Origin of the sequence: Bacillus sp. FSL L8-0199 (assembly GCF_038005705.1) — a bacterium.
GTDB classification, from domain to species: domain Bacteria; phylum Bacillota; class Bacilli; order Bacillales; family Bacillaceae_G; genus Bacillus_A; species Bacillus_A cereus.
On record NZ_JBBOTS010000001.1, the window covers coordinates 5,317,159 to 5,340,156 of the forward strand.

Consider the following 22,998-nt stretch of genomic DNA (forward strand, 5'->3'; position numbering starts at 1 on the left):
TCTTTTTTGTGTTGCATAATGGTAAATGAAATTATATCGGCGGTTTTTTAAATATATCAGCGATTTTTTTAATATATCGACTTACCGACACATAACGACAAAGTAAGAGCCCTCTAATCATATAGAGGGCTCTTACTTTATCTAGCTGCAGCAGCTAGAATGATCGGTGGCTTCGCTTCTTCCTTCGAGGCAAAAAGCGCCTCTACGTCTGAAGCTCCATCCCCCTCACATTCTGAGCGAGCCGCTTCCGCTTTTATTTTATCCAGTTACGCCTCCTAGACCCTTGCGTCTAAGAACCTTCCCTGCCAAAAGGTAAAAAGCACCTTTTGCAGGAAAGAACCTTAGTCACCGGGTCTAAACAGTCGGCTTCACTTTTATTTCACCCAACCGAGCAGCATTTCCCGCACGAATTTGCTTGCTGCGACTGGTGTTTGATCACTATGGTCGTAGACTGGAGCTACTTCTACTAAGTCTGCTCCAACTACATTTATATTTGAATTTGCAATTGCTACGATGGAATCTAATAATTCTTTAGATGTGATACCGCCAGCTTCTAACGTTCCTGTTCCTGGAGCGTGAGCTGGGTCCAATACATCAATGTCGATTGTGACATAAACTGGGCGGCCAGCAAGTTTCGGTAATACTTCTTTTAACGGTTCTAATACGTCAAATTTGTATAAGTTCATACCTACTTCTTTCGCCCATTCAAATTCTTCCTTCATTCCAGAACGAATTCCGAAAGAATATACGTTTTCCGGACCAATTAAATCACACACTTTACGAATTGGTGTAGAGTGGGATAAAGGCTCCCCTTCATACGATTCACGTAAATCAGTATGAGCATCCATGTGGATGATTGCTAAATCCGGATATTTTTTTGCCATTGCCTTAAAAATTGGCCAAGACACTAGGTGCTCACCGCCGAGACCTAGTGGAAACTTATCGGCATCTAAAAGTTTTGATACATACTCTTCAATCATGTCTAAGCTGCGTTGTGCGTTTCCAAATGGTAATGGGATATCACCCGCATCAAAATATTTTACCTCTTCTAGTTCACGATCTAAATACGGGCTATATTCTTCAAGACCGATTGATACTTCACGAATACGTGCAGGGCCAAAACGAGATCCCGGACGGTAACTTACTGTCCAATCCATAGGCATCCCATAAATAACTACCTTTGACTCTTCAAAACTTGGATGACTTTTAATAAATACTTTACCTGAATAAGCTTCATCAAAACGCATATTCTTTTCCTCCTTATGTGGAACTTAAGGTATCCCAACCTTTCACTATTTCTCAAATTTGGAGCGAATTGCTCCTCTTTCTCGATTTACCGGGTCTTCTTTTTAACAACAAGAAGACGATTTTCTCTACAGAAGTGTAAGTAGCTAGCATGTTCAAGTCTTCTGGACAAACACCTTAAATGAGCTACTTACACTTTATTTGTTTGATACAATTCTCTTACTTAATTAAATCGCCAACAAATTTCGGTAATGCGAATGCTGCATTGTGTAATTCTTTTGTGTAGTATTTCGTTTCGATTTCGTGGAAACGCTCTTCACTTACTTCTAATGGATCATGTTTTTTAGATCCAATTGTGAACGTCCAAAGACCACTTGGGTAAGTTGGAATGTTTGCTGTGTATAAACGAGTAATTGGGAAGATCTCTTTTACGTCTTTAAACACAGTTGTAATTAGTTCTGGTGTAAACCAAGGGTTGTCCGTTTGTGCAACGAAAATACCATCTTCTTTTAACGCTTTTGAAATTCCAGCGTAGAAGCCTTTTGTAAATAGGTTTACTGCTGGTCCTACTGGCTCAGTAGAATCTACCATAATTACATCGTATTCATTTTCGCTTTCTGCGATATGTAGGAAACCGTCTCCTACTTTTACTTCTACACGCTCATTATCTAATGCGCCTGCAATTGATGGTAAGTATTGTTTAGAGTACTCAATTACTTTTCCATCGATTTCAACAAGAGTTGCTTTCTTTACACTTGGGTGTTTTAACACTTCGCGAATAACACCGCCATCGCCGCCGCCAACAACTAATACGTTCTCAGGATTTGGATGTGTAAATAAAGGTACGTGCGCTACCATTTCGTGATAAACGAACTCGTCCTTTTCTGTTGTCATAACCATGCCATCTAAAATAAGCATGTTTCCGAACTCTTCCGTTTCAACCATATCTAGTTTTTGGAATTCTGTTTGCTCCGTATGTAATGTGCGGTTAATACGCGCCGTAATCCCAAAATGTTTTGTTTGTTTTTCAGTGAACCATAGTTCCATCGTACAATCACGCCTTTCAATGCAAATTTATAATAGGGACATCATTAATGTCCCCTAACAAAAATAAAACAAAACATCCAAAATGTATAGTTAAAAGTACAAAAATACCGAAAATATATTTTAGTCAGAGGGTTCTAACATATGTGCGGAAAGGGTTTGCACCGTAAAAGGAAAGAAAACCCTTTCTTAAGAAAGGGCTTTTGTCTCTATTTCTACTGGTTTACGAATTGGAATTAGGATCATAATACAACCAACTAACACAACAATTCCACCTACTAAAAACGGACTTTGTGGTGAAACAGTATGACCGATAATTCCTGATAAAATTGGAGCAATCGCACCACCTAGCCAACGAACAAAGTTATAAACACCTGACGTAACAGATCTTTCATAAGGTGAAATATCCATTACATAACTTGTATATAATGCATTGTTTAAGCCAGATGCCAATCCTGATAAAACGATAAGAGTAATTTGTAACCACATAATTTTCACAAAGAATAGTGCAATTAAGAAAATCGCAAATACGAGTAAACTACCCTTTAATAATGTTTTTGGTTCATATTTCCCTTCTAGCTTATGTGCTAAAATTGCAGAACCGTAAGCTAACGCGAGCCCCCATCCGCAAAATACAAAGCCTAATTGAATAGCTGATAAATGCATAATAAGTGGTGAATATGCTAACACAACGAAAAATCCGTAGTAGTATAACATTCCTGAAATCGCACCTTGCATAAACGGTTTATACTTCACCAGGTTAAGTAATTCCCCTACCCCAGCAGCCTTACGCTTCACTTTTCGCTCCGGTTCTTTTACAAAAAAGAATACTAAAATAAATGCTAAGAAAATTAAAATACTTGTCGCGAAAAACGGATAACGCCAAGAATGACCACCTAATATCCCGCCTAATAATGGTCCGCCAGCCATGCCTAAACCGATAGCTGCTTCGTATAATCCTACTGCTTCATGAACTTCTTTACTTAATGCTATTAATAGCGTCATTGCTGTAGCAAAAAACATCGCATTTCCTAATCCCCATCCAGCGCGGAAAAGAGATAATTGAGCAATCGTTTGCGATATACCGCATATAAACGCAAATACAGTCACAATTGCAAGGCCGATTGTCATCATTCGTTTATCACCAAATCTCGATGCAAATATACCAGCTGGTAACATCATGATTGCCATCGTTAAAATATAAGCGGTAAATAACATTTCAACTTGCCAATGCGTTGCACCGATTTTCTCAGCAATAATTGGCAAAATCGGGTCAACTACCCCTATACCCGAAAAGGCAAGGAAGGTAGCCACCACTGTAATCAATCTCCCTAGTTTTTGTTTGCTCTCCATTTTGATTACTCTCCTTTTGTGTTCTCTAAAAATGTTACTGCACGATGTAAACTATCTTCGAGTTCTGCCTTTACACGTTGCATTTGCTCCATTTTTTCGTCTAGCGTTTGCACTTGTTGTTCAAGCATCTCTTTAATTTCTTGAATCACTTCACGGTCACGAGGATTTTCACTACTTCTTCTTTGCTCCATTCTTTCTTTTAACGATAAAAAATGCTGCATCTCTTGAAGCGTAATTCCTAACACTTCTTTCGCTTCCACAATTTTTTTAATTCTGGCGATATCCCCGTCTGTATACAGGCGAATGTTCCCCTCACTACGTTCAGGGGGATGAATTAAACCAATTTCCTCATAATAACGAAGTGTACGTTTTGTCAAACCAACTTGCTTTGTTACTTCATCAATTTTATACATGTTTATTCCTCCCTTCACTTGATTATTACATTTTACGTTAACGTTAACTTCTGTGCAACTGTTAGACTTTTGTAAATGTTTGTCATATTCAATTGTATTTTCCCTAAAGCAGTTTCATAATGAAAGAAAAGAGATAATAAGGAGAATTTCACATGAGTAAACCACTTATTTTCGCTCACCGCGGAGTAAAAGGAACACATCCCGAAAATACGATGATTGCCTTCCAAGAAGCAGAACGCATTGGCGCTCACGGAATTGAACTCGATGTCCACTTATCAAAAGATGGTGAACTTGTCGTAATTCACGATGAAACCGTCAATCGTACAACAAATGGCGTTGGACTTGTTTCGGAAAAAACGGTAGAGGAACTACAATCATTGGACGCTGGTAGCTATAAAGACCCTTCTTTCCATGAAGCAAAAATCCCAACGTTGCGTGAGGTTTTCATTTGGCTTTCCACAACGAACTTACAACTAAATATTGAATTAAAGACAGATGTTATTCATTACCCAAATATTGAGGAAAAAGCTGTTGCACTTGTGCGTGAATATCATCTTTCTAATCAAATTGTATTTTCATCATTTAACCATGACTCTGTTTCATTATTAGCAGAAATTGCTCCTGAAATCCCAAGAGCAATTTTATATGATACACCACTTGCTGATCCAATTGCCGAAGCAAAACATAGAGAAGCAAATGGATTACATCCAAACTTCCAGTTATTAACGAAAGAATTTGTGCAGTTAGCACAAGAGCAAGGGTATGTTTTCCGTCCATATACAATTAATGAATACAAAGATTTACAAACTATGATTGATTATGGTGTAGATGTCATCATTACTGATTGGCCAGCACGTGCCTTTGAGCTCCTTTCTTAATGGAAGGGGCTTTTTTATTTTCGAAATTTCATTGTTTAAAATAAATGAAAACCCTCAATACTAATACAATAACGCTTGTATTAATGAGGGGCTGAAAAAAGATGGATCAAACTATGAATCCAAAACTTAAAAAATATAAACGTCTTTTCTTCACCGCAATGTTTTCTTGCGTCCTTTTCTTCGTTTTTTCTTTTTTTGTTATTATTATAGTTGCAAAAATTATGGGACCTCCTCCTGTTGCGGTCCCGCAAACAAGCGTCTTTTACGCAAATGATGACACTGTTATAGGACAAAGTAATGAAATGCAAAAACGTTACAATGTATCTCTTAATGAAATTTCACCTTATGTAAAAGAGGCGACACTATCTATTGAAGATCAACGATTCTACAAACATCATGGCTTTGATATGAAACGTATTGCTGGTGCCATTGTTGCCGATTTAAAAGCGATGGCAAAAGTCCAAGGTGCTAGTACGATTACACAACAGTATGCTCGTAACCTTTACTTAGATCATGATAAAACGTGGAAACGTAAACTATTAGAAGCAATGTACACAATTCGCCTTGAGGTGAATTATAATAAAAATCATATTTTAGAAGGATATTTAAATACAATTTATTACGGACATGGCGCTTATGGCATCGAAGCTGCATCCCGTCTATATTTCGATAAAACGGCAAAAGAGTTAACATTAGCAGAAGCTAGTATGCTCGCAGGTATCCCGAAAGGGCCAAGTGTCTATTCGCCCTTTTTGAAAGAGGATCGTGCGAAAGGACGACAAGCTCTCATATTAGATGAAATGGTAGAACAAGGATATATTACGAAGCAACAAGCAGCCTTAGCGAAGAAAGAGCCACTAACTTTTGCCTCATTAGATACGAAAAAAGTAGCAGAGGTCGCACCATATTTCCAAGATGCTGTACAAGCTTCGCTCCTTCGTGATGTTGGATTAGACGAACAAGCTTTACAACGGGGTGGCTTGCGAATTTATACAACGCTAGACCCTAAACTACAAGCTGTAGCAGAACAAGCTGTAAAAGATCACATACCTGACACAACAAACATACAAACTGCTCTCGTCTCTATGAATCCAAAGACAGGTGAAGTGGCTGCTCTTGTTGGTGGAACTGATTATACTACAAGTCAATTTAACAGGGCTACACAAGCCATTCGTCAGCCTGGTTCTACATTTAAGCCATTTCTATATTATGCGGCATTAGAACGAGGATTCACGCCTGCTACGCGCTTAAAAAGCGAATATACTGTATTCACCTTAGGTGACGGCGTTTCAAAGTATAAACCGAAGAACTATAAAGATTATTATGCAGATGATTTCGTAACGATGGCACAAGCTCTCGCAGTCTCTGATAACATTTATGCTGTGAAAACGAATTTGTTTTTAGGCGATGACGCGCTTGCAAAAACAGCGAAACAATTTGGAATTAAAAGTGCATTAAAAGATGTTCCTTCTCTAGCTCTTGGTACATCACCAGTAAAACCAATTGAAATGGTTAACGCTTATAGCATGTTCGCAAATGGTGGAAAAGAAGTAAAACCTACTTTCATTCGCCGCATTATGGATCATGAAGGAAATATATTATACGATGCTCATTTAGAGAGTAAACAAGTTCTCGACAAGAGCAAAGCGTTTGTAATGGAAGAAATGATGACTGGTATGTTTAATAAGAAACTAAGCAGCTATGCTGCTGTAACTGGTCAATCGATGTTATCCAAACTATCAAGAACATATGCCGGCAAATCTGGTTCTACTGAAACGGATAGTTGGATGATTGGATTTACTCCGCAAATCGTAACTGGTGTGTGGGTCGGATATGATCAACCTAAATCTATTTCAAACGTAGCAGAACAAGGATATGCGAAGAAAATATGGACTGATACGATGGAGAAAGGGTTAGATGGACAACCAAAAAAAGAATTTAAACAACCAAGTGACGTCGTAGCGGTTAATATCAATCCAGAGAACGGTAAAATTGCTACAAAAAATTGTCCTATTTCTGTGAAAATGTATTTCGCTAAAGGTACCGAACCGACTGAATATTGTATGGATCACGTCGATGATAAAGAAGAATTTGAAAAAACGACTGAAGAAAAGAAAAAAACAAGTTGGTGGAAAAAATATCTTCCTTGGTAAAAAAATAGCTGACGGGCATCCGTCAGCTATTTTTTATTCACTTAATAATGCACGGCGCAATTCTTCACTAGATTCGTTCCAAATCGCTTCATTATGTTCTTTCAAGAACGTACCAAGTACTTTTTTAGATGATTCATCCATATGTTCAACCATAATGTGACGCTTCAATGATTTATCCATTTTATTTACGTGCTCTGGAAGTGATTTATATCCGCGGCGAATTTCACGGTCTACTGTCATTTCACAAGCTGTTACACCTGCGTAATACGCACCTGTCGCAGTTCTTTCAATCGTTACCCAAACAAGCCAAAATGGTTTTCCGTTTGGAACTTCATCTTTATTTGTTAAAAACTTAATACCTTTTTCTACTGTACTACGCGCGTGCATCGCACCAATATCAACGAATGCAGTTTTCTCTAGTACATCAACAAATACAGGTGAAATGTTTTCTAAGCTTAATGCCCCAACACCAAATCCACCATGTCCATCTGTTGAATCATTTTTCACGATATTAAAACCGATTTTTTTCTTTTTCTCTGTCATATGTAAAATCCTCCTCACTTAAAAATTATAAAAGGCCAAAAATAGGCGCAATGATGCTATCTAAAAATACAAATACATGCGGAATAACTACCTGGAAAATAGGTTGAATTGTGTAATTACTAAGCGGTGTAATAACGAGAATTAATAACGCAATTGCCCCGTATTTTTCATACTGTGTCATTTTCGCGCGAATATTTGCTGGCGCTAAATCTTCCACTACACGATACCCATCAAGTGGCGGGATCGGTAATAAGTTAAATACAAGTAAAACGATATTCAGCATAATAAAAATCTGAAAAAATTGAGCTAACGTATCTGCTACTGCAGATGGAATTGAGTATAATACACCAAATTTTAATAAGCTATACCAAATAATTAAACCAATTGCGCTTAAAATTAAATTACTAATCGGCCCCGCAATTGAAACTAATACACCTGCAAGACGCGGTCTTTTAAAGTTATATGGGTTAACAGGAACCGGTCTTGCCCAACCGAATCCAAGAATTAATACTGCAATCAAACCTATAGGATCTAAGTGTGCCATCGGTGATAAAGTCAAACGACCTTGTCTCTTTGCTGTATCGTCTCCAAATTTATATGCTACATATGCATGTGCAAATTCATGAACTGATAATGCGATAATAATGGCCATTGCTACCAAAGGAATTTGGTGCAACGGGTATCTAAATAACTGATCCATGCTTCATCTCCTCTTCCATATGTCAAAAAAAGAAATTATTTGTTTTTTCGATTGTTCTTCCCTATAATCCGCTATAATAAGAGTGTAACTTACATAAAAGGAGCGATTGTACATGCCATACGTAACAGTGAAAATGCTAGAAGGACGCACAGAAGAACAAAAGAAAGCTCTTGCTGAGAAAGTAACAGCAGCAGTAAGCGAAACAACTGGTGCTCCTGAAGAAAACATCGTTGTTTTCATCGAAGAAATGTCTAAAAACCATTATGCAGTTGGCGGAAAACGCTTAAGCGACAAATAATTTCAAGTTTTTTCATAAGAAGCAGCCATTAGCTGCTTCTTATTTCTTTCCTTCTAACAACTCAATAATTCTCTCTTTATATTTTCCTTTTCTTCCATCTTCATAGATTAAATCATGCGGATAGAATAGCTTTTGATCCGTTCTTTTCTTACCTGTAATCGCCTCAACAATATCCGACTCACGTGAAAGCTCTCTAAGCTCTCCGTTTGGCATAAGAAGTAGGATTGGTAGACGCTCTTCTTCTTCTCCTGCACGATAAAAGTCATACGGTAAGTCTGATGTTGAATCGACTACTAAATAATACTCCGGATCAAGTCCAATCTTTTTAAATAAACTACTTAATTCCATCCAATTATCTAAACCGTGTTTATCTGTAAACTCTACATATTTAAATAGATTTCGATTCATAAAACGGCGGCATAAATCGCTTAAAATTGGATCTTCTTCTTCCTGCCATACTTGGAAGTAGTAATACATAACGTTCTCGTCTAACTTTAAATAATCCTCTACTGTTACTTCTTCTTCAAATAAAGAATAGAAATGAACAGGATGATTTTTAAATGTATAATACTTCTCGTGCAGTGATTTCGCACGGTGTAAAATCTTCGTTAAAATAACTTCTGCACTTCGCGTTACCGGGTGGAAATATACTTGCCAATACATTTGATAACGACTCATAATGTAATGCTCAACAGCATGCATACCACTATTTTTAATGACTACTTGATTCCCATACGGACGCATTACACGCAGTATACGTTCCATATCGAAGTTTCCGTACTTTACGCCTGTAAAATAAGCATCTCTTAATAAATAATCCATACGATCCGCATCAATTTGACTCGAAATCATACTAATCGCTAATTTATTAGTAGACGTTTTTGCAATTACATCTGCTACCTTTTGTGGAAACTCCTTATCAACACGACTTAATACATCATTAATCTCCGTATCGCCTACGATAATCTTTTGCGTAAATTTCTCATGATCTAATGAAAATACTTTTTCAAACGAGTGAGAAAATGGGCCGTGGCCGACATCATGAAGTAATGCCGCACATAAACATAACAATCTATCTTCAGCATTCCAATTTGGTCTGCCATCAAACACATCATCAATCATACGACGAATAATTTCGTATACACCTAACGAATGAGTAAAGCGACTATGCTCTGCACCGTGAAATGTAAAAAATGTCGTTCCAAGCTGCTTAATACGGCGCAAGCGTTGAAATTCTTTCGTTCCGATTAAATCCCAAATAACACGATCACGCACGTGCACATATTTATGTACTGGGTCTTTAAACACTTTTGTTTCGCTGAGTTTGTCGTTTAAATATACCACTTTCCGACATCCCCCTTTCTTTACTACATTCTTACTTTATATTATAAACGAAATGAGAAACAGAAAGAAATGAAAGACTGTATTAATTCCCTTTATAAAAAGAAAAAATCACCTTTACCGAAGTAAAAGTGATTTCCTTTATACATTATTTACCTAAAACGAATTCAGCAACTTCGTCTAAGATCATATCTTTTCCTAGTGGGAAGTAACCTTTGTTTAAGTCTTCATTTTTAATTGTAAATACGTGGTTATTTTTAACAGCGTTCATGTTTTTCCAAATTGATTCTTCTTGGAATTCTTTTAAGCGCTGAGAACCGTCACCAGTTGTAAATACGAATAAGTAATCTGGGTTGTAATCGATTAAAGCTTCTTTTTGTACTTGTACTAACGGTTTATCAGTTGGTGTACCTTTAACTGCTGGTAGTTTTAAATCATTAAAGATTACGCTACCGTAACCGTAGTCACCATATACGCGGAAAGCATTTGGATATGCAGCCATTTTCATAAATGTTGCTTCACCAGTTTTAGCGACGATTTTGTCATGTAATTTGCTTGCTTTTTCATCATACTTTTTGAACCATTCTTTTGTTTCTTTTTCTTTACCGAAGATTTGACCTACTTCTTCGAATTTTGGACGCCATTGATCTAATGGAGTGTTTAACATAACTGTTGGTGCAATTTTAGATAATTGATCATAAATCTTTTCTTGACGATTATTTACAAGAATTAAATCTGGTTTTGCAGCAGCTACTGCTTCGATGTTAATTTTATCGCCCCAAGCAGAACCAACTGGTTTAACATCTTTTAGTTTCTTTTCAATATGTGCATCAATTTTTTCTTGAGATGTATTAGCAGTAATAACCGGTTTCATACCGAAAATTAGTAATTCTTCTGTTGAACCACTAAGGTCAGCAATTTTCTTTGGGTTTGCAGGAATTTTAATTTCCCCTTTTGCATGTTTTACAGTGCGCTCTTCAGTCTTTGCATCTGCTTTCTTTTCTTCTTCTTTGTTAGAACAAGCTGCAAATAGTACAGAAGTCACAACTAGTACCATTGCTAATAGTGCCATTTTAAAATTCTTCATGTTCCCACTCCTTCTAGCTGTATTTATCTTATAAGTTACAATGAACTATAAGAAACAAAGATAACAATTAATTAATATATATTTATTAACTGTTGTTAATAACCCATTCTAACGGGCGTTCAACTTCCCATTCATATATAAGAAGCTCAACGTCCATTAGAAGCCCCCCTCTTTACGAGGGGGTTCTACTTATGCTTTTTTACGCAATTGATTACTAATCATCGCTAAATCATATGTTAAACAAATTGGCTTACAGTTTACTGGACATGGAACGATTTGAGCTTCAATCTCAAATACGTTACGAAGTGTTTCACTTGTCATAACTTCATCTGGCGTTCCTTGTTTCATTAACTTACCTGCTTTTAATGCAATCATATGATCAGAGAAACGAGAAGCGTGGTTTAAGTCATGGATAACCATAACAATCGTTCTACCTTCTTCTTCATTTAACTTTTTCAATAAGTTTAATACTTCTAATTGATGAGCCATATCTAAGTACGTTGTTGGTTCATCCAATACAAGTAATTCTGTTCCTTGTGCAAGAGCCATTGCGATCCAAACACGTTGACGTTGGCCACCTGATAGCGCTTCTGCTGGACGATTCGCAAATTCTTTCATTCCTGTCACTTCAAGTGCCCAGTTAATGTAGCGATAATCCTCTTCTTTCAACGTGCCAAACCCTTTTTGATGAGGGAATCTTCCATATGACACAAGCTCAAATACAGTAAGACCCGTTGGCACTTCTGCAGTTTGTGGTAAAATCGCCATTTTCTTTGCAATTTCTTTCGTTGGCTGTTTCTCAATTGCTTTTCCGTCAAGATAAACAGTACCTTGCTTTGCCTTCAAAATACGAGACGCCGTTTTTAATAATGTGGACTTCCCACAACCATTTGGTCCAATAATTGTTGTAATTTTCCCTTCCGGAATTTCAACTGTTAACCCGTCAATAATTAAACCTTCATTATAGCCAACAGATACCGCATCCACCGCTAAAGTTGCCATACGAAAAGCCTCCCTTTATTTTGTCCTCATAAGTAAATAAATGAAATATGGTGCACCAATTACAGAAATAACAAGACCGACTGGTATTTCTGAAGTTGTTAATACACTTCTTGAAATTACGTCTGCAAATAAAAGTAAAAACGTTCCTATTAGCGCAGCTGTGGGCAACATAATTTGATGTTTACCACCAACAAGGCGCCTTGCTAAATGCGGGGCCATTAAACCGATAAAGCCAATTCCGCCTGCAACAGCAACAGATGCACCTGCTAAACAAACTGCAATAAATAATAATTTACGTCTTTCTTTTTCTACGTTTACACCAAGGCCAACTGCTGTAGAATCGCCTAGGTTCATTACATTTAATATGTGTGCTTTACTTATAGCAAGCGGTAAGAAAATAACCATCCATGGAAGTACACTTAATACGAATTTCCAATCTGTACCCCATAGACTTCCCGCCAGCCAAATCGTAGCAAAACGAAAATCGTTAGATGTCATCTTCATAGAGAAAATTAAACTAACAGCTCCAAATCCAGCTGCAACGGCAATACCTACAAGTATTAATCGAGTCGATGAAACGCCGTCTTTCCATGCTAGTAAATAAATAATTACCGCTGCTAATATCGCTCCAACTAGTGCGAAGAATGGAAGAATGAATACAGATAAAAATGTACCAGTCCCTACTTTCCCGAAGAAGAAGTAGACGAATATAACAACTGTTAATCCCGCTCCAGCATTAATACCTATAATACCTGGATCAGCAAGCGGATTTCGTGATAAACCTTGCAAAATCGCACCTGACATAGCTAAAGCAGATCCGACTAGTATAGCAATTACCATACGCGGCATACGGAATTCAAATAAAATAACAGACTGATCTTCAGCCCCTAGTCCAACCAATGACTTTAATACGTCCATTGGCGGGATTTTAAAAGTTCCTGTATTTAAACTAATAAGAAATATAGAAACGATTAGTCCTACTAAAATCGTTAATATAGAAATGTTCTTTTTTGTTAAGACACTCGTCCTCACATCTTTCCTCTCCCTTCATTACGTGCTAAGTAGAGGAAGAATGGAACCCCAATTAGCGCTGTAATTGCTCCAATTGGCGTTTCAAATGGCGGGTTAATAACGCGAGATAACATATCTGCACATTCAATTAACAGCCCACCTAAGACCGCAGAACATGGAATAACCCATCTATAGTCCGAGCCTACAAGAAAACGAGTCATATGCGGAATTACAAGACCAACAAATCCAACTGATCCTGCCATGGAAACTGCGGAACCCGTTAAAACAAGAACAAGTACTGTTCCGATAAATTTAATCAATGTCGTATTTTGACCAAGTCCAATTGCAATTTCTTCACCGAAGCTCAAAATTGTAATATATCTCGACATCATAATTGCGATAAAAAGACAAACAAGGCCAATTGGCACTAACATATTAATACTTTGCCATTTCACTCCAGCAACTCCGCCTGCATTCCACATGCTTACCTCTTGGGCAAGATTGAAATACAATGCGATTCCAGATGAAATTGCCCCTAATAAAGCACTAATAGCTGCACCTGCTAAAGCTAATTTCACAGGTGTTAATCCACCTGGTGAAGAAGACCCAATTCCATATACAATGCTTGCACCAAACGCAGCTCCAATAAAAGATGCGATAACAAACATTAAATAAGGTGAATTAGGAAAAAATGCATACATAATTGCAATTCCAAATACAGCCCCATCTGTAATCCCCATTAACGATGGTGAAGCAAGTGGATTTCGCGTCATACCTTGCATAATTGCTCCTGATACCGCTAAAAAGGCACCTGCAACTACGCCCCCTATTGCTCTAGGCATGCGAAGCTCTTGAATTACATTATGATGTGTAATAGATCCATCAAACTGAAATACAGCTTGCCATACAGTCTTTAAACTAATATCTGCAGCCCCAAAAGAAATAGAAACTGCCATGCTTAAAGCTAACAAAACTGTACCCGCTACTAAAATAATAGAAGCGATAAGCGGTCTGCTCTTAATCTCTTTAACATTCTCTTCTTGCTGTTCTATACTGCTTGCGCTCGCTTCCATCCCTCAACCATCCTAACTAACAACATATATTTATTGAAATGAAATTTATTCTCAAATAGTAATAAAAAAATTAGGTGAATTGTTATTTTCCTGATAATGATTATCAGAATCAGACACTTCTATTCTACCTATCGCTTTAAAAGACTGTCAACCATTATTTTGAAATATAAATTTATATAAATTGGAATTTCAATACAAAAGTTATATCTATCCTTTAGAAAACGTTCGTCCACACAAGAGTACTTTCGCAGAATAAATCATTCCTCTTATGGGCATAAAAAAGAAGAGTAATCTTTTCACTCTTCTTTTTCTTACTTATTTAACTTTGCTTCAATTTTTGCGATTAACTCATCTTCTGTTGGAGCCGCAACTGGACGGTTATTTACAAATGCGAATGATTTTTTACGACCAGGACCACAGTAAGACTGACATCCAACTTCAATCGTTGCACATGAATCTACTTTTTTTAACTTCGGAACTAACGTTTTAACGTTCGTTGCCTGACAGTCATCGCACACGCGAAACTCGTTTCCCATTATATAACACTTCCTCTATTTTAAACTTTTCTCAAGTACATTTAAAAATAAACACTAAATGGTATTTTACCGCTCTTTGAAGCTCGTTGCAAGTTTCCCTACAAAGCCTATTCTCTACATAATGCTACATATTTATATGCTCTTCTACAGAAGCGCTCACCATTCATGGGAAAATTTTTACCTTTCATCGAAATCTACCATATTTTTAAAAGCTTTGTATAAAAGTTTATTTTTTTGCCCATTATAAAAATAGGAAGTTCATAAAAAGAAAGGGAGTTGAATCTATGAAAGTAAGACAAGATGCTTGGACAGATGAGGATGATTTATTACTTGCTGAAACGGTACTTCGTCATGTTAGAGAAGGAAGTACGCAATTAAATGCATTTGAGGAAGTAGGGGATCAGTTAAATCGTACATCTGCTGCTTGTGGTTTCCGCTGGAATGCTGTTGTTCGCTATAGCTACGAACAAGCTCTTCAACTAGCAAAAAAACATCGTAAAGATAAAATGCGTGCTGCAAGCGGTGAACAAGCAAAAAAACGTTTACTTTATACACCACCAGCTTCAGATTCGATAACTGATTATGAAGAATTAGTACAAGAAGAATCAATCGTACAATATAAAGAAGCTATTCCATATCAAGAATCTACTGCTCCTGCTGCAAGAAGCTCTATGACAATGCAAGATGTTATTTATTTTTTACAAACAGTCGGATCTTCAAATATAAAAGTGACAGCTCTTGAAAACGAGAATACGAGATTGAAACAAGAAATTAAAGCACAAATCCTTCGGAATGAGGAACTAGAAAAGAAACTAGAAAAATTGGAAAAGCAATCTCATACTGTACAAGAAGATTACGAAACACTTATGAACATTATGAACCGAGCTCGTAAATTGGCAGTCATGGATGACGAAGAACGTTCTCAAACATCTTTCCGAATGGACCGAAACGGTAATTTAGAAAAAATTGCAGAATAAAAAGGATGCATGTAATGCATCCTTTTTATTATTTCACCTATAAGCTCCCCCTTTATATGTGAGAAAACTCCATTCTTCATTTTTTGCTATAATAGAGATTGTCATTTTAAAGATAAGGGGTTAGTTATATGAGCAATTCCCGTTCCATTTTATCTCAGCCAGAGTGGCGCATTGTAGATCAATCTAGTTTGGGACCAACATTCCATGCACTTCAGTCATTCGCAATGGATGACACATTATGCACAAGCATTGGAAATGGCAAGTCAGCCGCAACAATGCGTTCTTGGGTTCATCACAATACAATTGTCCTTGGCATTCAAGATTCACGCCTTCCGCATTTAGAAGAAGGTATTTCTTTTTTAAAACAAAACAACTTCAATGTTATTGTCCGTAATTCTGGCGGGCTTGCGGTCGTGCTTGATGAAGGTGTTTTAAACGTATCACTTTTATTCCAAGAAACAGAAAAAGGTATCGATATTGATCTTGGATACGATACAATGTGGCATTTGATTAAGGAGATGTTAAAGGATTACGACGTTACTATCGAGGCAAAAGAAATTGTCGGCTCTTACTGTCCTGGTAGTTATGACTTAAGTATTCGCGATCAAAAATTCGCTGGTATTTCACAACGTCGTATTCGCGGCGGTGTCGCTGTCCAAATCTATCTCTGCGCTACCGGAAGTGGCTCTGAGCGTGCCGCACTCGTTCGTGATTTTTACAGCCTAGCAATTCAAGGGGAAGAAACACGCTTTACGTACCCTGAAATTGTACCAAGTACGATGGCCTCACTCTCAGAATTACTTGGCGAAACCATTACAGTACAAGATTTAATGATGCGTCTTTTAAAAACATTGCAGCAATTCGCTCCAAAGTTAACACCATCTCAATTAACAATAGATGAGATTCCTTTATATGAGACGAATTTACAACGTATTATTGATCGTAATAATAAAGCACTTGGTTTAGAAAAATAAAGACCGTCGCTATAATAGCGACGGTCTTTATTTCAATTCATTATAGAATTAAAGTGCTTGAGCTGCTGTAATTAAAGCTAACTTGTACACTTCTTCTTCGTTACATCCACGAGATAGGTCATTTACAGGCATGTTTAAGCCTTGTAAGATTGGCCCTACTGCTTCGAAGTTACCTAAACGTTGAGCGATTTTGTAGCCGATATTACCAGCTTCTAAGCTTGGGAATACGAATACGTTAGCATCACCTTTAATTGTAGAACCTGGAGCTTTTTTCTCAGCTACAGATGGTACGAATGCAGCATCGAATTGGAATTCTCCATCTAAAGTTAACTCAGGAGCCATTTCTTTTGCAATGCGAGTTGCTTCTACAACTTTTTCTGTTTCTGGAGATTTCGCAGAACCTTTTGTAGAGAAGCTTAACATAGCAACGCGTGGATCAATGCCGAATAACTCAGCAGTTTTCGCACTTTCGATACCGATTTCAGCTAAATCTTGACTGTTTGGTGCAATGTTAATTGCGCAATCAGCGAATACATATTTCTCTTCTTCACGTACCATGATGAATACGCCAGAAGTTTTTGTAACGCCTGGTTTTGTTTTAATAATTTGAAGTGCTGGACGAACTGTATCAGCTGTAGAGTGAGCTGCACCACTTACTAGACCGTGTGCTTTGCCCATGTATACAAGCATTGTACCGAAGTAGTTTTCGTCTTTAAGGATTTTGCGAGCGTCTTCTTCAGTTGCTTTACCTTTACGGCGTTCAACGAAAGATGCTACCATTGCATCCATTTCTTCGTATGTAGCTGGGTCGTAAATATCAACGCCTGCTAATGTTAAATTCATGCTAGCAGCTTTTGCGCTAATTTCTTCTCTATTACCAACTAAGATTGGTTTTACTAACTCTTCTTTTGCTAAACGCTCTGCAGCGCCTAAAATTCTTTCATCAGTTCCTTCAGGAAGTACGATAGAAATGCCTTTTCCTTGAACTTTTTCTTTTACTGTTGTAAATAAGTTGCTCACGAATAAACCCTCCTACATATGTTAAAAAAACTCTATCTTTAAGAATACTGCTTTTCTTCTATATTTTAAACTTATAGCTCCCAAAAAATAGATAAAATAAAAATGATTATATTTTCATAAAATTCAGCCGTTAAATTCACCTTGCTTAAACACTTAAATGTGACAATTTTATGCGCCAAGGTTTTATATAGATGATTTTAAAACTATATATGCTATAGTTAACGTGTAAAACTATCATTAACTGAGGTGAATAGAATGAGTGAAGCAACAACAACGTTAGATGGCTGGTATTGTTTACATGATTTACGTTCTATTGATTGGGCTGCATGGAAAACATTATCTAGCGACGAACGCGGACAAGCAGTGTCTGAATTTTTAAATGTCGTTGAAAAATGGAACGAAGTAGCTACTGCGAAAAAAGGTAGTCACGCAATGTATACAGTTGTTGGCCAAAAAGCTGATATTATGCTTATGATTTTACGTCCAACAATGGAAGAGTTAAATGAAATTGAGACAGAATTGAATAAAACAACTTTAGCTGAATATATGGTTCCTGCATATTCTTACGTATCTGTTGTTGAATTAAGCAACTATCTTCCAGCTGATGAGGATCCATACCAAAACCCGCAAATTTTAGCTCGCTTATATCCTGAATTGCCGAAAGCAAATCATATTTGCTTCTATCCAATGGATAAGCGTCGCCAAGGTGATGACAACTGGTACATGCTTCCTATGGAAGAGCGTAAAAAAATGATGTACAGTCATAGTAAAATTGGACGTCAATACGCAGGTAAAGTACGCCAAGTGATTTCAGGATCTGTTGGATTCGACGATTTCGAATGGGGCGTAACATTATTCGCTGACGATGTTCTTCAATTTAAAAAACTTATATATGAAATGCGCTTCGATGAAGTAAGTGCTCGTTATGGTGAATTTGGAACATTCTTCGTTGGAAACATTTTACCAGACGAAAAAGTAGAGAAATTTTTACACATATAAATGGTGAAAAGGAACGAAATTCGTTCCTTTTTTTATTCTTCTCTATATTTATCCTCAAAAATCCCCTTTTTTCTGCACTTTTGAAGAAAAACCGACATTTTTTCAAATTTATTGTAAAATTGTAACCTTTTTATATGTAAAGATATGCTAAAATGATACGAGCTATATGCTAAATAACGATGCGAAGGTGATAATCTATATGAAAAAAATTTTGTCTATTTTACTATTGTTTGTATTGTCAATTTCTTCCTTAGGAGTAACAACATCCCATGCGGAAGAAAAAATACATATTGAGGCAGCCGCTGCACTTTTATTTGATGCAGATACAGGAAAAATACTTCACGAGCAAAATCCAGATGAATTGCTAGCTATTGCTAGTATGTCGAAATTAATTGTTGTTTACGCTGTTTTAGAAGCAATTAAAGAAGGAAAAATCACATGGGATACGAAAGTAAATATTTCTGATTACGCTTATGAAGTCTCTCGTAATAATGAATTCTCTAATGTACCGTTCGAAAAAGGACGTCAATATACTGTAAAAGAATTATATCATTCTATTGTTATATTCTCTGCAAATGGATCTAGTATCGCTTTAGCAGAACTTCTTGCAGGAAGTGAGAAAAACTTCTTAAATCTTGCAAATGAACATGCTAAAAAGCTAGGATTAAAGAAATATAAATTTGTAAACGCTACGGGCTTAAATAACGCTGACTTAAAAGGAAAACATCCTGAGGGTACTGATCCAAATGCAGAAAACTCTATGTCAGCTCGTGATATGGGTATGCTTTCAAAAGCAATGATTACAAAGTATCCAGAAATGCTAGAGGATACAAAACAAAGATTTAGAAACTTCCCAGACAATCACCCAAAACCAATTCGTATGGAAAACTGGAATTGGATGTTACCAGGAGCTGCTTTCGCTTATGAAGGTACTGATGGTTTAAAAACTGGAAGTTCTGATACAGCTGGATACGGATTTACTATTACTGCTAAACGTGGTGATGTACGTCTTATCTCGGTTATTATTAAAACAAAATCAATGGATGAACGTTTCACAGAATCTCGTGAATTAATCGAATATGGATTTAATAACTTTGAAAAACAAAAACTAAAAGTTAATAAGAACAATACAATCTCTGTAGTAAAAGGGAAAGAAGACCAAGTAACTGTTGCACCCGAAAAAGAAATAACAGTAATTGCGAAAAAAGGTAGCAAAGAACCTTATAAAATTGGGACTGAATTAGATAAATCTCTTGCTGAAGATGGACATTTAGTTGCTCCTATTAAGAAAGATGCCAAAGTAGGCTCAATTACTTTAGAATCAACTGATAAATATGGTTTCTTAGACGGTAGTAAAAGTATGAAAGTTACTGCAAAAACGACAGAGGAAGTTGAAAAAGCAAATTGGTTTGTGTTAACAATGCGCTCTATTGGTGATTTCTTCTCAAACTTATGGTCTAAAGTTTTTTAATAAAAAAGCTGGCTCACGCTAGCTTTTTTTATTTTCCGCTCTCAATGTAAAACTTCGTTTGGTTGTCATATCTGAGCCCTTTTCCTCATACGTATGAACTAGTAATTGTTACACACTTCATCTAGAGATAAACCTCTTTCCAAAAGGTATTCCAAAAAGAGAGGTGACACATAATGGGAGTTATTGCTTATAACGAAGAAGATGTAAAGTTGTTAGCTAGACTGATGCGTGCTGAAGCCGAAGGAGAAGGACAACAAGGAATGTTAATGGTCGGAAACGTTGGGGTAAATCGTGTCCGCGGAAATTGTTTAGACTTTAAAAGCATTCGTAATTTACGTCAAATGGTTTATCAAAACCCCGGCGGTTTTGAAGCAACGCAAAAAGGATACTTTTATCAACGGGCACGTGAACAAGATATTGCCCTAGCGAGACGGACCATTCAAGGGCAACGTTTTTGGCCTGCCAACTTTGCCTTATGGTTCTTTAGACCTGAAGGGGCATGTCCACCGACTTGGTATAACCAACAAAACTCTGGTCGCTTTAAAAAGCACTGCTTCTTCCAGCCATCTGCTGGAGACTGCCCTAGCGTATATTAAGGAATAAAAATGAGGAGGGATTTTTGAATGGCACAGCAACAAAATCCGTACTATGGAACAGGTTTTTATCAACCATCTGGAACTTATGTACAACCGCAACAAATGACTCAACAACAGCAGCAAGCGATGCAACAACAAACAGCTCAAGCTGCGCAAGCTCAATATGCAATTTCTCAAGGCATGTTACCTCTAGAGCAATCCTATATTGAAAATATCCTTCGTTTAAACAAAGGTAAGCAAGCTACGGTTGTAATGACTTATGAACGTGGCAGTTCCCTTGGTACACAATCTTATACAGGTATTATTGAAGCAGCTGGCCGTGACCATATTGTTATTAGTGAACCGCAATCAGGAAAACGCTATTTACTACTAATGATCTACTTAGATTACGTAGAGTTTCCAGAAGAAATTACGTATTTACCTAGTCAACAAGCAACTTATACTCCAAGACCATAAAAAAAGCTGGCAAATGCCAGCTTTTGTTTTTTTATAATCCTTTTACAACTGCAGTCCCTACTAGAATCCACGCCACAATAAACGCTACACCACCAAGAGGTGTAATTGGACCAAAGAACTTAATGCCTGTCGTACTTAATGCATACAAACTACCTGAGAACATAATAATTCCAGCTACCATTAGCCAACCAGCAGTAGTTAAAAGTGATGATTGAACCTTATCCATCAATAAAGCAACTACGAATAGTCCACCTGCATGAAACATTTGATATGTAACGCCTGTTTTCCAAACTTCTAACATTTTTGCAGAAATTTTATTTTCTAAACCGTGTGCTCCAAAGGCCCCTAACGCAACAGATAGCCCCGCTGCAATACAACCTAGTAAAAAGAAAATTTTCATCTTAATTCCCCTTTTTTACCTTTATCATAAGCAATTTTTGCATATAAGCCAAACGATTTATCTTCTAAAAATCAAATAAAGAATTACCGTTTGCATCACTTTCTTTTATATATACTGGCTCCCCAGAAACAGGTGCAATTGGTTGCATAGTTGTTACTGGTTGTGATCCAATTACTTGCGATTGAATTTTCGGTTCTCTATATGTAGATGTTTCAACTTGTTCATCTAATAATAAGTCACATAAAGCACGCACAACTAATAAATGTTCTTTTGACTTTTGTCCTTCACTACTTTTTGCCTTCACAATTTCATTCGCCATTTTATTTAAAATCTTGTCGCTAGATATTTGCATTCCTTATCACCTCGTACTTTGTAATTCTTTCTCGAATTGTCCCAATTTTTCTACTGAACCAAATACTATTATCATATCACGTTCTTTCAATTTTTCCTGCCCTGTTGGATTATGTATAATATTCCCATTTCTTGAAATCGCTAATATTGTTACATCAAACTGATTCCTTACATTACTCTCTAGTAACGATTTACCAACTAATATTGAATCTTTTCCAACTAGAATTTCTTCAATGACAAATGACTGTTCTACTCCATACAACACTGTATCAATATAATGAACGGTTAATGGATTTGCAATACCTTTTGCGATATGAATACCCGCCATACTAGATGGGTTAATAACCTTATTTGCACCAGCACGCCTTAATTTCTCTTCAGTTTCTGGCTTTTCAGATCTCGCCACAATTTTAATCGTATCGTTTAACCCTCTTGCTGTTAATGTAATAAATACATTTTCGGCATCATTTGCAACAATAGCAACTAAACCAGCTGCTTTTAAAATTCCGGCATTATGTAATACTTGATCTTCCGTTGCATCTCCATGTACAAATAAAAGCTTTTCCTGCTCCAATATACTTTCATCTTTATCAACAACGACAAATGGAATATTCTTTTCTTGCAATTCATGTACAACTTGAAGCCCCACTCTACCGCAACCACATACTATAATATGATTTTTCAACTGCGCTATTTGTTTATCCATCTTCTTCCTCCGTACTGCATGAAATAAATTCCCTTCAATAATCATAGCTGCCACTACCCCAATTGCATACGTAACAATACCTACGCCAACAGGAATAATAAGAAGCGCAAATACTTTCCCCGCTTGCGTTACAGGAACGGCATCTCCGTATCCAACAGTCAATACAGTAATCATTGTCATCCAAAATGCTTGAAACAAACTAATCTCTTCAATCGTCATAAATCCTATCGTTCCTAGAATTACAACAAAAGTCATACATATAACTGCTATCCATAATTGCTTACGTGCATTCATACCGTGTTTCAACTCTTTTCTCTATCTACAATCTTTGCCAGTGGAAATAAAATACGTATATACTAGATACGGAATCT

The 22,998-nt window shown here is 36.9% G+C and carries 25 protein-coding genes; 9 read left to right on the top strand and 16 right to left on the bottom strand.

Features of this window, described 5'->3' with window-relative positions; all coding sequences use genetic code 11:
* Positions 1-374: 374 nt before the first annotated feature.
* The 4 genes from speB to NST86_RS27535 all read right to left on the bottom strand — a co-directional run bounded on the left by speB (position 375) and on the right by NST86_RS27535 (position 4,055).
* A complete protein-coding gene (gene speB / locus NST86_RS27520) occupies positions 375-1,247 on the bottom strand; it encodes an agmatinase (protein WP_001209831.1) in 873 nt (290 codons plus the stop codon).
* A 217-nt stretch (positions 1,248-1,464) separates the two neighbouring features.
* The gene (speE, locus tag NST86_RS27525; RefSeq protein ID WP_000424696.1) at positions 1,465-2,292 is read right to left on the bottom strand and encodes a polyamine aminopropyltransferase; all 828 of its coding nucleotides are present in this window, start codon (positions 2,290-2,292) and stop codon (positions 1,465-1,467) included.
* 186 nt (positions 2,293-2,478) lie between these two features.
* On the bottom strand, positions 2,479-3,642 hold the full coding sequence (locus NST86_RS27530; protein ID WP_000444233.1) for an MFS transporter: 1,164 nt from the start codon (positions 3,640-3,642) through the stop codon (positions 2,479-2,481).
* A gap of 5 nt (positions 3,643-3,647) precedes the next feature.
* Complete coding sequence (locus NST86_RS27535; protein ID WP_061664282.1) at positions 3,648-4,055, bottom strand: MerR family transcriptional regulator; 408 nt, start codon at positions 4,053-4,055, stop codon at positions 3,648-3,650.
* A 152-nt stretch (positions 4,056-4,207) separates the two neighbouring features.
* Here NST86_RS27535 and NST86_RS27540 point away from each other — a divergent pair, with 152 nt between their 5' ends.
* The gene (locus NST86_RS27540) at positions 4,208-4,933 is read left to right on the top strand and encodes a glycerophosphodiester phosphodiesterase (RefSeq protein WP_061664281.1); all 726 of its coding nucleotides are present in this window, start codon (positions 4,208-4,210) and stop codon (positions 4,931-4,933) included.
* Between the two features lie 101 nt (positions 4,934-5,034).
* On the top strand, positions 5,035-7,086 hold the full coding sequence (locus tag NST86_RS27545) for a transglycosylase domain-containing protein (protein ID WP_000372965.1): 2,052 nt from the start codon (positions 5,035-5,037) through the stop codon (positions 7,084-7,086).
* A gap of 33 nt (positions 7,087-7,119) precedes the next feature.
* Here the strand turns inward: NST86_RS27545 and NST86_RS27550 are convergent, their stop codons facing one another.
* Positions 7,120-7,629, bottom strand: a complete 510-nt coding sequence (locus NST86_RS27550; RefSeq protein ID WP_016118957.1) for a YwhD family protein — start codon at positions 7,627-7,629, stop codon at positions 7,120-7,122.
* Between the two features lie 25 nt (positions 7,630-7,654).
* Complete coding sequence (locus NST86_RS27555; protein ID WP_000372456.1) at positions 7,655-8,329, bottom strand: site-2 protease family protein; 675 nt, start codon at positions 8,327-8,329, stop codon at positions 7,655-7,657.
* Positions 8,330-8,441: 112 nt separating this feature from the next.
* Between NST86_RS27555 and NST86_RS27560 the strand changes: the two genes are divergently transcribed.
* Positions 8,442-8,627, top strand: coding sequence for a 2-hydroxymuconate tautomerase (locus NST86_RS27560; protein ID WP_001147171.1), 186 nt, complete (start codon positions 8,442-8,444; stop codon positions 8,625-8,627).
* A gap of 39 nt (positions 8,628-8,666) precedes the next feature.
* Here the strand turns inward: NST86_RS27560 and NST86_RS27565 are convergent, their stop codons facing one another.
* The 6 genes from NST86_RS27565 to NST86_RS27590 all read right to left on the bottom strand — a co-directional run bounded on the left by NST86_RS27565 (position 8,667) and on the right by NST86_RS27590 (position 14,677).
* A complete protein-coding gene (locus NST86_RS27565; RefSeq protein ID WP_000262730.1) occupies positions 8,667-9,971 on the bottom strand; it encodes an HD domain-containing protein in 1,305 nt (434 codons plus the stop codon).
* 145 nt (positions 9,972-10,116) lie between these two features.
* On the bottom strand, positions 10,117-11,055 hold the full coding sequence (locus NST86_RS27570; RefSeq protein WP_000787724.1) for an ABC transporter substrate-binding protein: 939 nt from the start codon (positions 11,053-11,055) through the stop codon (positions 10,117-10,119).
* A gap of 189 nt (positions 11,056-11,244) precedes the next feature.
* Entirely contained in the window at positions 11,245-12,057 is an 813-nt protein-coding gene (locus NST86_RS27575; RefSeq protein WP_000212068.1) for an ABC transporter ATP-binding protein, read from the bottom strand.
* A gap of 15 nt (positions 12,058-12,072) precedes the next feature.
* Positions 12,073-13,089 (bottom strand): FecCD family ABC transporter permease, encoded by a 1,017-nt coding sequence (locus NST86_RS27580; RefSeq protein WP_001260757.1) that lies wholly within the window; start codon positions 13,087-13,089, stop codon positions 12,073-12,075.
* Positions 13,086-14,141 carry a FecCD family ABC transporter permease gene (locus NST86_RS27585; RefSeq protein ID WP_000388296.1) on the bottom strand — a complete coding sequence of 352 codons (1,056 nt, stop codon included), beginning with the start codon at positions 14,139-14,141 and terminating at the stop codon, positions 13,086-13,088. The genes NST86_RS27580 and NST86_RS27585 overlap by 4 nt, the downstream gene beginning before the upstream one ends.
* A gap of 311 nt (positions 14,142-14,452) precedes the next feature.
* On the bottom strand, positions 14,453-14,677 hold the full coding sequence (locus NST86_RS27590; protein ID WP_000526078.1) for a DUF1450 domain-containing protein: 225 nt from the start codon (positions 14,675-14,677) through the stop codon (positions 14,453-14,455).
* Positions 14,678-14,961: 284 nt separating this feature from the next.
* On the opposite strand from NST86_RS27590, the gene NST86_RS27595 reads away from it, so the two are divergent.
* On the top strand, positions 14,962-15,654 hold the full coding sequence (locus NST86_RS27595) for an RsfA family transcriptional regulator (protein WP_000868358.1): 693 nt from the start codon (positions 14,962-14,964) through the stop codon (positions 15,652-15,654).
* Between the two features lie 128 nt (positions 15,655-15,782).
* The gene (locus NST86_RS27600; protein WP_000071952.1) at positions 15,783-16,628 is read left to right on the top strand and encodes a lipoate--protein ligase family protein; all 846 of its coding nucleotides are present in this window, start codon (positions 15,783-15,785) and stop codon (positions 16,626-16,628) included.
* Between the two features lie 48 nt (positions 16,629-16,676).
* Here NST86_RS27600 and pta read toward each other — a convergent pair whose 3' ends face one another.
* A complete protein-coding gene (gene pta, locus NST86_RS27605) occupies positions 16,677-17,648 on the bottom strand; it encodes a phosphate acetyltransferase (protein ID WP_000067225.1) in 972 nt (323 codons plus the stop codon).
* 255 nt (positions 17,649-17,903) lie between these two features.
* Between pta and hemQ the strand changes: the two genes are divergently transcribed.
* The 4 genes from hemQ (at position 17,904) to gerQ (ending at position 21,170) form a co-directional block, all read left to right on the top strand.
* The gene (gene hemQ, locus NST86_RS27610) at positions 17,904-18,647 is read left to right on the top strand and encodes a hydrogen peroxide-dependent heme synthase (protein ID WP_001287595.1); all 744 of its coding nucleotides are present in this window, start codon (positions 17,904-17,906) and stop codon (positions 18,645-18,647) included.
* A 199-nt stretch (positions 18,648-18,846) separates the two neighbouring features.
* Positions 18,847-20,118 (top strand): serine hydrolase, encoded by a 1,272-nt coding sequence (locus NST86_RS27615; RefSeq protein ID WP_061664277.1) that lies wholly within the window; start codon positions 18,847-18,849, stop codon positions 20,116-20,118.
* Between the two features lie 173 nt (positions 20,119-20,291).
* Positions 20,292-20,714, top strand: a complete 423-nt coding sequence (cwlJ, locus tag NST86_RS27620; RefSeq protein ID WP_000538167.1) for a cell wall hydrolase CwlJ — start codon at positions 20,292-20,294, stop codon at positions 20,712-20,714.
* Between the two features lie 27 nt (positions 20,715-20,741).
* Positions 20,742-21,170 (top strand): spore coat protein GerQ, encoded by a 429-nt coding sequence (gene gerQ, locus NST86_RS27625; RefSeq protein WP_000068652.1) that lies wholly within the window; start codon positions 20,742-20,744, stop codon positions 21,168-21,170.
* Between the two features lie 31 nt (positions 21,171-21,201).
* Here gerQ and NST86_RS27630 read toward each other — a convergent pair whose 3' ends face one another.
* From NST86_RS27630 to NST86_RS27640, 3 genes are all read right to left on the bottom strand, one after another.
* Positions 21,202-21,570: a DUF423 domain-containing protein gene (locus NST86_RS27630; protein ID WP_000688315.1), complete on the bottom strand. Its 369-nt coding sequence runs from the start codon at positions 21,568-21,570 to the stop codon at positions 21,202-21,204.
* Between the two features lie 64 nt (positions 21,571-21,634).
* On the bottom strand, positions 21,635-21,922 hold the full coding sequence (locus NST86_RS27635) for a YwdI family protein (RefSeq protein WP_001167359.1): 288 nt from the start codon (positions 21,920-21,922) through the stop codon (positions 21,635-21,637).
* A 6-nt stretch (positions 21,923-21,928) separates the two neighbouring features.
* Positions 21,929-22,921, bottom strand: coding sequence for a potassium channel family protein (locus NST86_RS27640; RefSeq protein ID WP_000993984.1), 993 nt, complete (start codon positions 22,919-22,921; stop codon positions 21,929-21,931).
* Positions 22,922-22,998 lie beyond the last annotated feature (77 nt).

Bases quoted from the DNA above. Each gene is read 5' to 3' on its own strand.
- NST86_RS27560 (WP_001147171.1), top strand. From the start codon at position 8,442: ATGCCATACGTAACAGTGAAAATGCTAGAAGGACGCACAGAAGAACAA.
- NST86_RS27635 (WP_001167359.1), bottom strand. From the start codon at position 21,922: ATGCAAATATCTAGCGACAAGATTTTAAATAAAATGGCGAATGAAATT.
- NST86_RS27535 (WP_061664282.1), bottom strand. From the start codon at position 4,055: ATGTATAAAATTGATGAAGTAACAAAGCAAGTTGGTTTGACAAAACGT.
- NST86_RS27595 (WP_000868358.1), top strand. From the start codon at position 14,962: ATGAAAGTAAGACAAGATGCTTGGACAGATGAGGATGATTTATTACTT.
- NST86_RS27550 (WP_016118957.1), bottom strand. From the start codon at position 7,629: ATGACAGAGAAAAAGAAAAAAATCGGTTTTAATATCGTGAAAAATGAT.
- NST86_RS27615 (WP_061664277.1), top strand. From the start codon at position 18,847: ATGAAAAAAATTTTGTCTATTTTACTATTGTTTGTATTGTCAATTTCT.
- NST86_RS27585 (WP_000388296.1), bottom strand. From the start codon at position 14,141: ATGGAAGCGAGCGCAAGCAGTATAGAACAGCAAGAAGAGAATGTTAAA.
- NST86_RS27575 (WP_000212068.1), bottom strand. From the start codon at position 12,057: ATGGCAACTTTAGCGGTGGATGCGGTATCTGTTGGCTATAATGAAGGT.
- NST86_RS27545 (WP_000372965.1), top strand. From the start codon at position 5,035: ATGGATCAAACTATGAATCCAAAACTTAAAAAATATAAACGTCTTTTC.
- cwlJ (WP_000538167.1), top strand. From the start codon at position 20,292: ATGGGAGTTATTGCTTATAACGAAGAAGATGTAAAGTTGTTAGCTAGA.
- NST86_RS27530 (WP_000444233.1), bottom strand. From the start codon at position 3,642: ATGGAGAGCAAACAAAAACTAGGGAGATTGATTACAGTGGTGGCTACC.
- NST86_RS27570 (WP_000787724.1), bottom strand. From the start codon at position 11,055: ATGAAGAATTTTAAAATGGCACTATTAGCAATGGTACTAGTTGTGACT.
- NST86_RS27555 (WP_000372456.1), bottom strand. From the start codon at position 8,329: ATGGATCAGTTATTTAGATACCCGTTGCACCAAATTCCTTTGGTAGCA.
- gerQ (WP_000068652.1), top strand. From the start codon at position 20,742: ATGGCACAGCAACAAAATCCGTACTATGGAACAGGTTTTTATCAACCA.
- speE (WP_000424696.1), bottom strand. From the start codon at position 2,292: ATGGAACTATGGTTCACTGAAAAACAAACAAAACATTTTGGGATTACG.
- NST86_RS27630 (WP_000688315.1), bottom strand. From the start codon at position 21,570: ATGAAAATTTTCTTTTTACTAGGTTGTATTGCAGCGGGGCTATCTGTT.
- speB (WP_001209831.1), bottom strand. From the start codon at position 1,247: ATGCGTTTTGATGAAGCTTATTCAGGTAAAGTATTTATTAAAAGTCAT.
- NST86_RS27540 (WP_061664281.1), top strand. From the start codon at position 4,208: ATGAGTAAACCACTTATTTTCGCTCACCGCGGAGTAAAAGGAACACAT.
- hemQ (WP_001287595.1), top strand. From the start codon at position 17,904: ATGAGTGAAGCAACAACAACGTTAGATGGCTGGTATTGTTTACATGAT.
- NST86_RS27590 (WP_000526078.1), bottom strand. From the start codon at position 14,677: ATGGGAAACGAGTTTCGCGTGTGCGATGACTGTCAGGCAACGAACGTT.
- NST86_RS27640 (WP_000993984.1), bottom strand. From the start codon at position 22,921: ATGAATGCACGTAAGCAATTATGGATAGCAGTTATATGTATGACTTTT.
- NST86_RS27600 (WP_000071952.1), top strand. From the start codon at position 15,783: ATGAGCAATTCCCGTTCCATTTTATCTCAGCCAGAGTGGCGCATTGTA.